The sequence below is a fragment of the Pandoraea commovens genome (genome assembly GCF_902459615.1).
Classification (GTDB): domain Bacteria; phylum Pseudomonadota; class Gammaproteobacteria; order Burkholderiales; family Burkholderiaceae; genus Pandoraea; species Pandoraea commovens.
The window spans coordinates 242,081-252,394 of the sequence record NZ_CABPSA010000008.1; the positions used below are offsets into that span (position 1 = coordinate 242,081).

Below are 10,314 nucleotides of genomic sequence, written 5' to 3' on the forward strand. Positions count from 1 at the left end.
CAAACAATAGCAGACATAATGGACACTGTCCACAAGGGGTAGCAATGACAGAACAAGAAACAACGACCGGGCCGGCGCGGGCGACCTACCGCCACGGCGACCTGCGCCGGGCGTTGCTGGAAGCGGGGATCGCGCTGGCGCGCGATGGCGGGCCGGACGCGGTGATCCTACGTGAAGCGACGCGTCGCGCCGGGGTCGTTCCCAATGCCGCTTACCGGCATTTCGCCAATCGTCAGGATTTGCTCGATGCGGTGCGCGCGGCGGCACTGGCCGAGCTGGCGACGGGGATCGAACATGAGCAGGCGATGATCGACGCCGCATTGATGCCGGACGGCGTGTCGCGCTCGCGCGCCGTGCTTCGCGCGGTGGGCATCGGTTATCTGCATTTCGCGCGTCGGCAGCCGGGGTTGTTTCGCACGGCGTTTGCGCCGTCCGAGAACGTGCGCTCGGCGGGCGGGCCGGAGAAGGCGGGCGCGAGCGGTCTGAATCCGTTTGAGCTGTTGGGCGCGGCGCTAGACGGCATGCTGGCGGCGGGCGTCATCGACGCGGCGCAGCGGCCCGGCGCGGAGTATCTGGCCTGGGCGGCGGTGCATGGCCTCGCTGTGCTCGTCATCGACGGTCCGCTCCGGGACTTGCCCGACGATGAGGTCGGCGCGCTCGGGCAGCGGCTCGTCGCGATGGTGGAGAAGGGGCTGTAGCGCCCCTGAATGGGCCGCGCTACAGACGCGGCGTCAGCAGCTCCGCAAGCCAGTTCATGAAGGCTTGCGCACGACGTGGCAGGTGACGCCGGTTCGCATACAGCAGCGAGACGGCCAGCGGTTCCGCCTGAAATTCCTGCATCACCTCCTGCAACTTGCCCTCGGCGATGAGGCCGCGCACGCCGCCTTCGGGCGCTTGTATGAAGCCGAGTCCGGCGACGCAGGCGGCCTGATAGGCATCGGCGTTGTTCACCGTCAGCACGCCTTCCATAGGCCATTGCGCATAGTGTTCGCCGTCGAAATACTCCCAGCCCGCCGGACGCGTGCCCAGTGTGGTCGTGTAATGGATCAGACGGTGCTGGCTCAGGTCGTCCAGCGTCGTCGGCACGCCGTGCCGTTCGAGATATGCAGGACTTGCCACATTGATCTGACGCATATGACCCAACGGCCGCGCGATGAGCGTGGAGTCGGCGACCGCGCCCACGCGCAGCACGCAATCGAACCCTTCGCTCACCAGATCCACTCGCCGGTCGGTGCTCGACAACTCCACGCGTAGCGCCGGATGCTGCGCGAGAAACGTGGGCAATGCCGGGATGACGGTCGTGCGGGCGAGCGTCGCGGGCAGATCGACCCGTAGACGGCCGGTGAGCGCTTCGTCGCGCGCCACGAACATCGTTTCCCACTCTTCGACGTCGGCAAGCAAGTCCTTGCATCGTTCGAGACACGCCTGACCGTCCTGCGTCAGTTGTACGCGTCGCGTGGTTCGATGCAACAGGCGCGTGCCCAGCTTCGTTTCGAGTTGCTTGATGGCGTTGGAGACGCTCGCGCGCGGCAGGCCGAGACTGTCGGCGGCTTGCGTGAAACTGCCGGTTTCGGTAACGCGTACGAAGATGCGCATGGCGTCGAGCTGATGCATGGGGGCGAGGGGCCAATCGTCTCGACGGACGATCGATTGTTATTTGAATTTGATCAGTGTAATCAAATTCGTCCGGTTTATTGGTGAAATTCGTTGCAATAGGATGTTGAACAGTTCAACGCGGTGTGGCCGGGCGGCCTCGCCGGATCCCATTCAGCATCCAGGAGAATCACCATGACGCACAAGATCGCTCTCATTACCGGTGGCAGCCGTGGTCTGGGCCGTGCATCGGCCATCGCCGCAGCACAACACGGCATCGACGTCATCCTCACTTATCGCAGTCAGCGCGCCGAGGCCGACGCCGTTGTCGCCGAGATCGTCAAACTGGGCGCGAAAGCCGTGGCCTTGCCGCTCGACGTTTCGGAATCTTCGCAGTTCGCGCCCTTCGCCGCAGAGGTCAAGCGTGTGCTGAACGAGGTCTGGAAGCGCGACACGTTCGACTTCCTCGTGAACAACGCCGGTACGGGCTTGCACAAGCCGGTGACCGAGACGACGGAAGACGAGTTCGACTTCCTCGTGCGGCTGCATCTGAAGGGCCCGTTCTTCCTCACGCAGACGTTGCTACCGATGATGGCCGATGGCGGTCGCATCCTCAACGTGTCGAGCGGGCTTGCTCGCTTCACGTTCCCGGGCGCGTCGGCATACGCGATGATGAAGGGCGGTATCGAAGTGTTCTCGCGCTATCTGGCGAAGGAGCTGGGCGCGCGTGGCATTCGTGCCAACACGCTTGCGCCGGGGGCCATCGCCACCGACTTCAACGGCGGCACCGTGCGCGACAACGAGGCCGTGCATCAGATGGTCGCAGGCACCACTGCGTTGGGACGTGTGGGCGAAGCCGACGACATCGGTGGTGTCGTGGCGGCGCTGCTCGGCGACGAAATGGGCTGGATCAACGGGCAGCGCGTCGAAGCGTCGGGCGGGATGATGCTCTAAGGGGCGCGAAGCGGCACAACAACGTCGCTTAGACGAAAGACAGACGGCTCAGTGAGCCGGGCGGCGCGAGCGCATCGAACCGGACCAGGCGACGGCACCGACGATGCACACGCCGCCAATCGCCATCTTGAGTGTGGGTGACGTGCCGAACAGCACCCACGCGAACGCAATCGCGTAGACAGGTTCGAGCGCAATCACGACCGCCGCCTGACTCGCCTTGACGGTACGCAGCGCGTGAATGAAGAGGGTGTAAGCCAGCGCGGTGCAGACGACGCCCAGACACGCGAGCCATCCCCATTGCGCGGCGGGAAGTGTCAGGGACTCGCGCCATGCAAACGGCCCGAGCACGATCAGAATGCCCAGGCATTGCCACCAGCTCGCCTGCAACGGCGAGGCTCGCGCACCCAGCACCCGGTTCGACAGGGCGATGACGGCGTAGATCGCGCCGGACAGCACACCCCACGCAAGGCCGACCGTCGCACCGGCCTGCCAGTCGAACGCGGGCGTCACCAGCGCGAGACCGATACAAACGAGCGCAATCACCCCGGCGTCCCCCAATGAGGGACGTTCACGGCGCAGTGGCCATTCCAGCAGAATCACGAACGCCGGGAAGCAGGCGAAACCGAGTGTGCCGACGGCCACGCCGCCCGCTTTGATGGCGAGGAAGAAGGCCAGCCAGTGCACGGCCAGCAGCACGCCCGCGACGATGAGGCGGGCGCTGGATGCTATCGACAGGCCGCGCCACGGCGCACCGCCGGAAAGACGCGCGGCGCTACGCATACCGGCCAGTCCGGCGAGCGCGATGATGGTGAGGGCGAGCCACGAGAACAGCCCGCGTCCGAAGACGATCATCGTGCTGCTCGCGGCGATGTGTTCGCCGAACAGGGCGGACGCGCCGAAGAGCATGGCCGCCACGTGCAGTGCAATCTGCTGGCTGGCGCCACCCTGCGGCGCGGCGCTCAGTGCGCCGGTCGGTGTGGACGAGGTTTCGGAAGTGGCCTCAGGCATCGCCCGAGGCGTCTGGCGGCTGGGGCACTGGCACGGCCGTGGTGTACATCACTTGCTTGAGCGCGAAGCTCGAACGAATGTTGCGGATACCCGGAATGCGGGAGATGCGGTCGGTGATCAGCGACTCGTAAGCGGCCATGTCGCTGACCATCACGCGCAGGAGGTAGTCGGCGTCGCCGGACATCAGGTAACACTCCATGACGTTCGGCAGCGCGGTCACGGCGGCTTCGAAGGCATCCAATCCGTCACGATTCTGGTTTTCCAGCGTGACGTGGATGAAGACGTTGATGTGCAGCCCGAGGCGCGACGGGTCGAGCAGCGTCACACGCTGCCGGATATAACCCGCGGCTTCGAGCGCCTTGACGCGCGCCAGACAGGGCGACGGCGACAGGTTCACGCGCGAGGCGAGTTCAACGTTGGTGAGGCGGGCGTCGGCTTGCAGCTCCCGCAGAATCTTCAAATCAATGGCGTCGAGTTCCATACCACTCTACGCACGTGCCCCGGATGGGGGCCGGCGTTCCGTTCAATTAGCCGCTCGGTAGGCGACAGTGCCGCGATATTAGCCTATTTGTCGACGTTGCCGGGGCTCATGTGACTCGCGATGCGTGCGTTGCCCATCTTGGACGCGACCGGCATGGTAAGGAACGGAAATGTTGTATTTCGGTGTTGTCGTTGCCGTCTGACGACAACATTTGTTGACGCTGGGCGGTGTTTGTTAATATCCCGAACCTGTGAATGAGAACGTTAACGATTCTCATTAAAAATATATTGTTTAGTCACACGGGATTTCAAGCATGTCTTCCGCTCCGGCTCACCGGGTCAGCCGCGTTTTGCGCGCGAATGGCCGCCTCGCTGCACGTCATCTTTCTCTGGCTCCCCGTAGTACCGTCGCACCGCTCGCGCTCGCCACATTGCTGACGTTTGCCGCTTCGTCGGCGTTCGCTCAGTCGGCTACCGACGCTACCGACACCACGAATACCGGGGCCGCGCCCGCCACGCTCAAGGCGACGACGGTGACCGACTCGACGTTGCGCGAAACGCCGCAGAACCTGAAGCAGTCGGTGCAGGCCGGTGCGCTCGGCTCGCGCAGCCAGCTCGATACGCCGTTCTCCACGACGGTCGTGAGTCAGGAGCAACTTGAGAAGCGTCAGGCGACCAAGCTCGGCGACGTCTTCGTCACGGACGCCTCAGTGACCGACGGCAGCAACGCCTTCGACGCATGGGCCGGGTACATCTATGTGCGCGGCATGCCCATCGACTGGCAATCGGGCTTCAAGCTCGACGGCATGCCGGTCATGACCTACGGCGTGACCATGCCGTACGAACAGTTCGACCGCGTGGAGTTGCTCAAAGGCCTGTCCGGCTTCATGTACGGTTTCGTCGCGCCGGGCGGCGTGGTGAACTACGTCACGAAGAAGCCGACGGATGAGCGTATCGCGAGCATCGACGTCGGTTTTCAGTCGGAAGGCATCTGGCGTGAGCACGTCGACCTTGGCGGGCGCGCCGGTCCGAACGACATGTTCGGCGCGCGTCTGAATTACACGCACGAAGAAGGCCGCACGTACACCGACGGCAATCTGAACCGCGACACGGTGTCGGTCGCCCTCGACGCACGCATCACGCCCGATCTCACGTGGAACTTCGGCGCGATGTATCAGGACCGTCGCGCGACGGGCACGTCGCCGTCGCTCTCGACGTACAACTTCACGGGCAACCAGTTGCCTGCGCCGATCAATGTGTCCAACGCGAACCTGCAAACGCAGGCGACGCACCTGAACACGATCACGCAGTTCTACACGACAGGCCTGCAATACCAGCTCAATCCGGACTGGAAGGTCTCGGCCAACTTCGCCTACAACAAGTCGACGCGCGACCGTAACGAAGCCACCCTCTACCTCCTGAACGGTGCCGGTAACTTCAGCGGCATGAACGACCTCGGCGACGAAGTGAACACGTTCCACGCGTGGCAGGTGACGGCCGAAGGCCGCGTCCGCACCGGCCCGCTGACACATCAACTGACGTTCGGCTACGCTTCGCAATATCAGACGAACGATTACGCCTACACGTACAGCCCGAGCTACACGGGCAACCTGTATCAGGGCACGTCGTATCAGTTCTACGGCAATGGCACGCCGCTTCAGGCGCAACGCTCCAGCGCCATCGAGCAGAAGTCCGTCTTCGCGTCGGATACCGTGCAGATCACGGATCGCTTTTCGGTGCTGGCCGGTGGCCGCTTCACGAACTACGACCAGACGAATGCGCAGGGCGCGTCGACGTACTCGACCAACGGCGTCTTCACGCCGACCCTCGCCGCGATGTACAAGCTCACGCAGAACACCACGGCCTACGCCAGCTATGTGGAAGCGCTCGAAGCGGGTGAAGTGGTCGGTTCGACCTACGCCAACGCGGGCGCGGTGCTCAACCCGTTCAAGAGCCGTCAGTACGAAGTCGGCGTGAAGACGGAGCAGGCGACGTGGAGTACCACGGCGGCGCTGTTCCGCATCGAACGTGGCGCCGTGTACACGAACAGCGCGAACGCCCGTGTGGCCGACGGTCAGTCGATCTATCAGGGGATCGAACTCGCTGGCTCCGTGAAGCTCGGCCCGCAGTGGACGCTGGGTGCCAGCGCCATGGCCCTCGACGCCTGGTACGCACGCACGGCCGGTGGCTTCGATGGCAACCGTGTCGGTGGCGCACCGCGCTTCGTGCTCTCGGGCAACGTCGAATACAAGGTGCCGTACGTGCCGGGCCTGTCGGTCGGCGGCGATATCCGCTACAACGGCCGCACGACGCTCAACCCGCAGAACTCGCTGACGGTCTCCGGCTACACGCTGATTAACATCGGCGCGACGTACCGCACCCGCGTCGCCGGTAAGGACGTGACGCTGCGCGCGGCCGTGAGCAACCTCACCAACCGCAAGTACTGGGAGTACCAGTACGATAACTACATCAAGCCCGCCGACCCGCGCATGGTCAGCCTGAACGCCAAGATCGATTTCTGATCGACGCTGGGTGTCTTGATGTGACGGACTTCATGTGACGAAAATCAGCGGCCTGCGGGTCGCTGTTTTTCATTGGGCGACAGATGCTCGTTGGCGTAGGGCTATCGCCGTCATCGAAACAATCAATCGATGTCCCCGAAGAAAGCGCTTGACTGTCTATCTACTAGTAGATAAAGTTCGTCACATGAACCGCACAACGACATCGCCTGCTGCACCGACCGTCCGGGAACAACTGCTCGATCATGCGCAGACGTTTCTGATGACGCGGGGCTACAACGGCTTTAGCTATCGCGATCTGGCGGAGCGTGTCGGGGTGAAGACGTCGAGCATTCACTACTACTTTCCGGCCAAGGAAGATCTGGTGCTCGAAGCGATCAAGGCGTACGACGGTTTCATCAGCGAAGGACTGGCGGCGATCGACGAGACGCTGCCCGCACCGGAAAAGCTGGCGTTGTATGCGAAGGGTTTTGGACGAATCATCGAAGACGGCCACCGGATTTGCCTGTGCGGCATGCTGGCGGCAGACATCGAAACGCTGCCGGAGACGGTACGCGAAGCGGTGCAGCGGTTCTTCGCGTTTCACGAAGCATGGCTGGCGCGGGTGCTGACACAGGGCACGCAAGCGGGCTCACTGACGTTGACGTCCTCGCCAGAAGCAACGGCCCGCGCGCTGTTCGCCGGGTTTCAGGGCAGTGTGATGGCGTCGCGGTTGTTTCGGGCGCCGTCCAGGCTGGAGGATGTGGTCGCGTCGGTATGTGGCGTGGCCTGAAAGGCTGAAAACGCGCCGCAAACTACTGCGGTGCAGCAGGATCAAGACGGGAGACATCTCCCGCTTATTTGGGTTTGATTATCTATCTAGTGATAGATAGATATAATGAGGTGCGAGAAACGGGACGAGCGAAGCGGTGAGGTTGCTGCGACGTTCACAGAAGGTGTCCCGTGGGTGCATTAAGATGACCGCTTGGCTGCAAGGCACCGCGTTGTGCTGTGTCGGGTCAGGAAGGTCGAAGTTTGGAAGTGAAATTTTTCTACTTACCAGGAGTTCGTCATGTCGATCGAAAAAGTGCTGTACACCGCCCATGCCACCGCCACCGGAGGCCGTGATGGCCGCGCCACGTCGTCGGACGGTGTGCTCGACGTCAAGCTGGTCGTGCCCAAGGAAATGGGTGGCCCCGGCGTTGGCGGCACGAACCCGGAGCAACTGTTCGCCGCTGGTTACTCGGCTTGCTTCCTGGGCGCGCTGAAGTTCGTCGCGGGCAAGGAAAAGGTGGCGCTGCCCGCTGACACGAAGATCGACGGTAGCGTCGGTATCGGTCAGATCCCGACCGGCTTTGGCATTCAGGCCGAACTGAAGATCAGCGTGCCGGGCGTCGACCGCGCCGTCGTCGAAGGCCTCGTGCAAAAGGCACACATCGTGTGCCCGTACTCGAATGCCACACGCGGCAACATCGACGTGACGCTGACGATCGTTTAATCGTCTCCGTCCACGTACGTCGGATGTGAAAAGAGCAGCCCTCGGGCTGCTCTTTCGCTTTCTGCCGCCTGCAATCCTGTGCGGCGTCGCGTTACTTCGTCTTCACTTCGACCTTGATGCCGTCAGGCAGCACGGTGATCGCCCCCGGCTCGACGTCGCGTCCGCCGTACTTCAACTGCTCCGGCTTGAACGTGTAAATCGGGTATTGATTGAGGACCTGCTGCGCGACGTTGCCGCCGATGGCCGTGAGTTGCTGACCGTAGGCGGGCGGCATACCGTTCACGTCGACGCGCTCGACGCTCGGGTTGTCGAGCAGCACCGCGCGTCTGACCGGGTCGTACTTCAGCGCACTGGAGATCGCGAGTACGCCTTTGAGTGGCTGACCTTGCAGCAGCACGTTCTGCACCTGCGCATCGACTTGCGTGTTGATGCGGTTGGCCTGCGGGTTGAAGCCGATTTGCGGATGCGTCAGCTCGACGGCGAGCAACTGACCGTAGTTCAGCGTCGTCGGAAAACGTTTGTCGACGGCGGCCTCGATGTCCTTGCGCGTCATCGTGTATTCGCCGGTCCAGATGTTGTAGGCGGCATCGGCTGGGCGCATGAACGGCGTGAGCGTCAGACCGAGCAACCCGCCGATGGCGAGACGCAGGGTGTCGCGGCGCGACTGGGAAGATGTGTCGTCGAGACGCAGTGTGTGCGCGATCGTTTGGGTGCGGCGTGAGCGTTGCGAAGTCATGTCACTGGGCCCGGCAAGCGGGCGTGCTTGAATCGTCGATGGTCGTGTGACCCGCATGACGTGGAATCGTTCTGAATGCCGCGTTGATCTGCGCAATCGACGTTGGAAACACGATTCCACATTTCCCGTTGCGGGGCAGCCACAAACGTTGCCGCAACGAGGCGCGTCTCAATAGTGCGGCGGGATTTCGTGACGCGGATTACCGTCGCCGCCGCCACTCTGACCTTGGGACTGCATCTGCTGATAAAGCGCCTTGAGCTGCTTTTGCAGCAGGTCGATTTGCTGCTCCTGACGCGTCACGATCTCGTTGAGCGTCTCCAGCAGGTCTTCCTGAAACGCTGCCTTGACTTCGAGTTCGACGACGCGGGCTTCCAACGATTCCATGAGCTTCTCCGGTGAACGCGGCATTGTAGGCCATTGAACGATCCACACGTCCGCGCTGCAACGTGCGACGTGTGTGGCGAGACGTTTCACGAACGTGCCGGGCATAATCGCAACATGAAAACCTTTCTGCTTTATGTCGTCACGGCGGTGGCGGAAATCGTCGGCTGCTACTTGCCCTGGTTGTGGCTCAAACAGGATCGCAGCGCGTGGCTGCTGGTGCCAGGCGCTGCGGCGCTTGCGCTGTTCGCGTGGTTGCTCACGTTGCATCCGGCGGCTGCCGGACGCGTCTACGCCGCGTATGGCGGCGTGTACATCAGTGTCGCCATTGTGTGGTTGTGGCTTGTCGACGGCGTACGTCCGACGTCATGGGACGTTGCGGGTGTCGTCGTGGCGCTGGCAGGCATGAGTCTGATTGCGTTTCAGCCGCGCTGACGTTGTACCCGCAGCAATAGCAAAGACGGCCGTTCAGGCCGTCTTCACCCTATAGGTGCAGCGTTGTCCGCCCGCGAGGATGTGCGTCTCGCGCGACACGGTGCCGCGTTCACCGATCAACTCCTGGAACAGTTCCAGTTCCGTGCGACAAAAACCCTGACAGGTCTTGGCCGCCGCGCAGATCGGGCAGTGATCCTCGATCAGCAGCCAGTCGTCGCCATCGCGCTCCACGCGCGCCATGTAGCCTTCCGCTGAGCGAATCTCCGCAAGCTTTTCCATACGCGCCGATAGGCCGGGGAGCGGGTCGATGGCCTTTTTGTAGCTCGTGCGCGTCTCCGCAGCGCGTTGCGTGATCAGCCGGTCGAGTCCGTCCTCGCCGAACAACTGACGAATCGAGCCGATCAGTTGGATCGTGAGCGTGGAGTGGGCGTCGGGAAAGCGGCTGTGACCGGCTTCGGTGAGCGTCCATGCCTGACGGGGACGTCCCGCACCCCGCGAGGGCATCGTCTCGCCAACAAGCAGACCGTCCGCCACCAGCTTCTGCACCTGCTGACGCGCCGCTTCCGCCGTGATCCCCAACCCCGAGGCGACTTCCGCTGTCGACGCCGGGCCTTGCGTCTTCAACCAATGCAAAACGCGCTCGTGCCCGGCAACCGGGACCACGAGCGGTGCTGCCCTATTATCCAAGTGGTTATTTGGGTAATTCATCGTGAGGCATGTAATATCCAAGA

The 10,314-nt window shown here is 62.9% G+C and carries 12 protein-coding genes; 6 read left to right on the forward strand and 6 right to left on the reverse strand.

Going from position 1 to position 10,314, the window contains the following annotated elements; genetic code table 11:
- Window positions 1–44: 44 nt before the first annotated feature.
- Window positions 45–698, forward strand: a complete 654-nt coding sequence (locus tag PCO31010_RS21420) for a TetR/AcrR family transcriptional regulator (protein WP_150666051.1) — start codon at window positions 45–47, stop codon at window positions 696–698.
- Window positions 699–717: 19 nt separating this feature from the next.
- On the opposite strand, the gene PCO31010_RS21425 is transcribed toward PCO31010_RS21420, so the two are convergent.
- Entirely contained in the window at window positions 718–1,614 is an 897-nt protein-coding gene (locus PCO31010_RS21425; protein WP_150666052.1) for a LysR family transcriptional regulator, read from the reverse strand.
- A 174-nt stretch (window positions 1,615–1,788) separates the two neighbouring features.
- Between PCO31010_RS21425 and PCO31010_RS21430 the strand changes: the two genes are divergently transcribed.
- Window positions 1,789–2,547: an SDR family NAD(P)-dependent oxidoreductase gene (locus PCO31010_RS21430; RefSeq protein ID WP_150666053.1), complete on the forward strand. Its 759-nt coding sequence runs from the start codon at window positions 1,789–1,791 to the stop codon at window positions 2,545–2,547.
- A 48-nt stretch (window positions 2,548–2,595) separates the two neighbouring features.
- On the opposite strand, the gene PCO31010_RS21435 is transcribed toward PCO31010_RS21430, so the two are convergent.
- Both PCO31010_RS21435 and PCO31010_RS21440 read right to left on the reverse strand, forming a co-directional pair.
- Window positions 2,596–3,555: a DMT family transporter gene (locus PCO31010_RS21435; RefSeq protein ID WP_150666054.1), complete on the reverse strand. Its 960-nt coding sequence runs from the start codon at window positions 3,553–3,555 to the stop codon at window positions 2,596–2,598.
- Window positions 3,548–4,036 carry an Lrp/AsnC family transcriptional regulator gene (locus PCO31010_RS21440; protein ID WP_039396891.1) on the reverse strand — a complete coding sequence of 163 codons (489 nt, stop codon included), beginning with the start codon at window positions 4,034–4,036 and terminating at the stop codon, window positions 3,548–3,550. The genes PCO31010_RS21435 and PCO31010_RS21440 overlap by 8 nt, the downstream gene beginning before the upstream one ends.
- 313 nt (window positions 4,037–4,349) lie before the next feature.
- Between PCO31010_RS21440 and PCO31010_RS21445 the strand changes: the two genes are divergently transcribed.
- From PCO31010_RS21445 to PCO31010_RS21455, 3 genes are all read left to right on the forward strand, one after another.
- Window positions 4,350–6,557 (forward strand): TonB-dependent siderophore receptor, encoded by a 2,208-nt coding sequence (locus PCO31010_RS21445; protein WP_150666055.1) that lies wholly within the window; start codon window positions 4,350–4,352, stop codon window positions 6,555–6,557.
- Between the two features lie 184 nt (window positions 6,558–6,741).
- On the forward strand, window positions 6,742–7,326 hold the full coding sequence (locus PCO31010_RS21450) for a TetR/AcrR family transcriptional regulator (RefSeq protein WP_150577102.1): 585 nt from the start codon (window positions 6,742–6,744) through the stop codon (window positions 7,324–7,326).
- Window positions 7,327–7,605: 279 nt separating this feature from the next.
- Complete coding sequence (locus PCO31010_RS21455; protein WP_150666056.1) at window positions 7,606–8,031, forward strand: organic hydroperoxide resistance protein; 426 nt, start codon at window positions 7,606–7,608, stop codon at window positions 8,029–8,031.
- Between the two features lie 91 nt (window positions 8,032–8,122).
- On the opposite strand, the gene PCO31010_RS21460 is transcribed toward PCO31010_RS21455, so the two are convergent.
- A complete protein-coding gene (locus tag PCO31010_RS21460) occupies window positions 8,123–8,767 on the reverse strand; it encodes a DUF1439 domain-containing protein (RefSeq protein WP_150666057.1) in 645 nt (214 codons plus the stop codon).
- A gap of 168 nt (window positions 8,768–8,935) precedes the next feature.
- Window positions 8,936–9,151: a SlyX family protein gene (locus tag PCO31010_RS21465; protein ID WP_370855767.1), complete on the reverse strand. Its 216-nt coding sequence runs from the start codon at window positions 9,149–9,151 to the stop codon at window positions 8,936–8,938.
- 114 nt (window positions 9,152–9,265) lie between these two features.
- On the opposite strand from PCO31010_RS21465, the gene PCO31010_RS21470 reads away from it, so the two are divergent.
- Window positions 9,266–9,583, forward strand: coding sequence for a YnfA family protein (locus PCO31010_RS21470; protein ID WP_150666058.1), 318 nt, complete (start codon window positions 9,266–9,268; stop codon window positions 9,581–9,583).
- A 33-nt stretch (window positions 9,584–9,616) separates the two neighbouring features.
- On the opposite strand, the gene PCO31010_RS21475 is transcribed toward PCO31010_RS21470, so the two are convergent.
- On the reverse strand, window positions 9,617–10,216 hold the full coding sequence (locus tag PCO31010_RS21475) for a helix-turn-helix transcriptional regulator (RefSeq protein ID WP_343039222.1): 600 nt from the start codon (window positions 10,214–10,216) through the stop codon (window positions 9,617–9,619).
- Between the last annotated feature and the right edge of the window lie 98 nt (window positions 10,217–10,314).

What these genes read in the sequence shown, in the direction of transcription:
- PCO31010_RS21465 (WP_370855767.1), bottom strand. Translation starts at nt 9,151, where the DNA reads ATGGAATCGTTGGAAGCCCGCGTCGTCGAACTCGAAGTCAAGGCAGCG.
- PCO31010_RS21445 (WP_150666055.1), top strand. Translation starts at nt 4,350, where the DNA reads ATGTCTTCCGCTCCGGCTCACCGGGTCAGCCGCGTTTTGCGCGCGAAT.
- PCO31010_RS21450 (WP_150577102.1), top strand. Translation starts at nt 6,742, where the DNA reads ATGAACCGCACAACGACATCGCCTGCTGCACCGACCGTCCGGGAACAA.
- PCO31010_RS21460 (WP_150666057.1), bottom strand. Translation starts at nt 8,767, where the DNA reads ATGACTTCGCAACGCTCACGCCGCACCCAAACGATCGCGCACACACTG.
- PCO31010_RS21420 (WP_150666051.1), top strand. Translation starts at nt 45, where the DNA reads ATGACAGAACAAGAAACAACGACCGGGCCGGCGCGGGCGACCTACCGC.
- PCO31010_RS21425 (WP_150666052.1), bottom strand. Translation starts at nt 1,614, where the DNA reads ATGCATCAGCTCGACGCCATGCGCATCTTCGTACGCGTTACCGAAACC.
- PCO31010_RS21455 (WP_150666056.1), top strand. Translation starts at nt 7,606, where the DNA reads ATGTCGATCGAAAAAGTGCTGTACACCGCCCATGCCACCGCCACCGGA.
- PCO31010_RS21435 (WP_150666054.1), bottom strand. Translation starts at nt 3,555, where the DNA reads ATGCCTGAGGCCACTTCCGAAACCTCGTCCACACCGACCGGCGCACTG.
- PCO31010_RS21440 (WP_039396891.1), bottom strand. Translation starts at nt 4,036, where the DNA reads ATGGAACTCGACGCCATTGATTTGAAGATTCTGCGGGAGCTGCAAGCC.
- PCO31010_RS21430 (WP_150666053.1), top strand. Translation starts at nt 1,789, where the DNA reads ATGACGCACAAGATCGCTCTCATTACCGGTGGCAGCCGTGGTCTGGGC.
- PCO31010_RS21470 (WP_150666058.1), top strand. Translation starts at nt 9,266, where the DNA reads ATGAAAACCTTTCTGCTTTATGTCGTCACGGCGGTGGCGGAAATCGTC.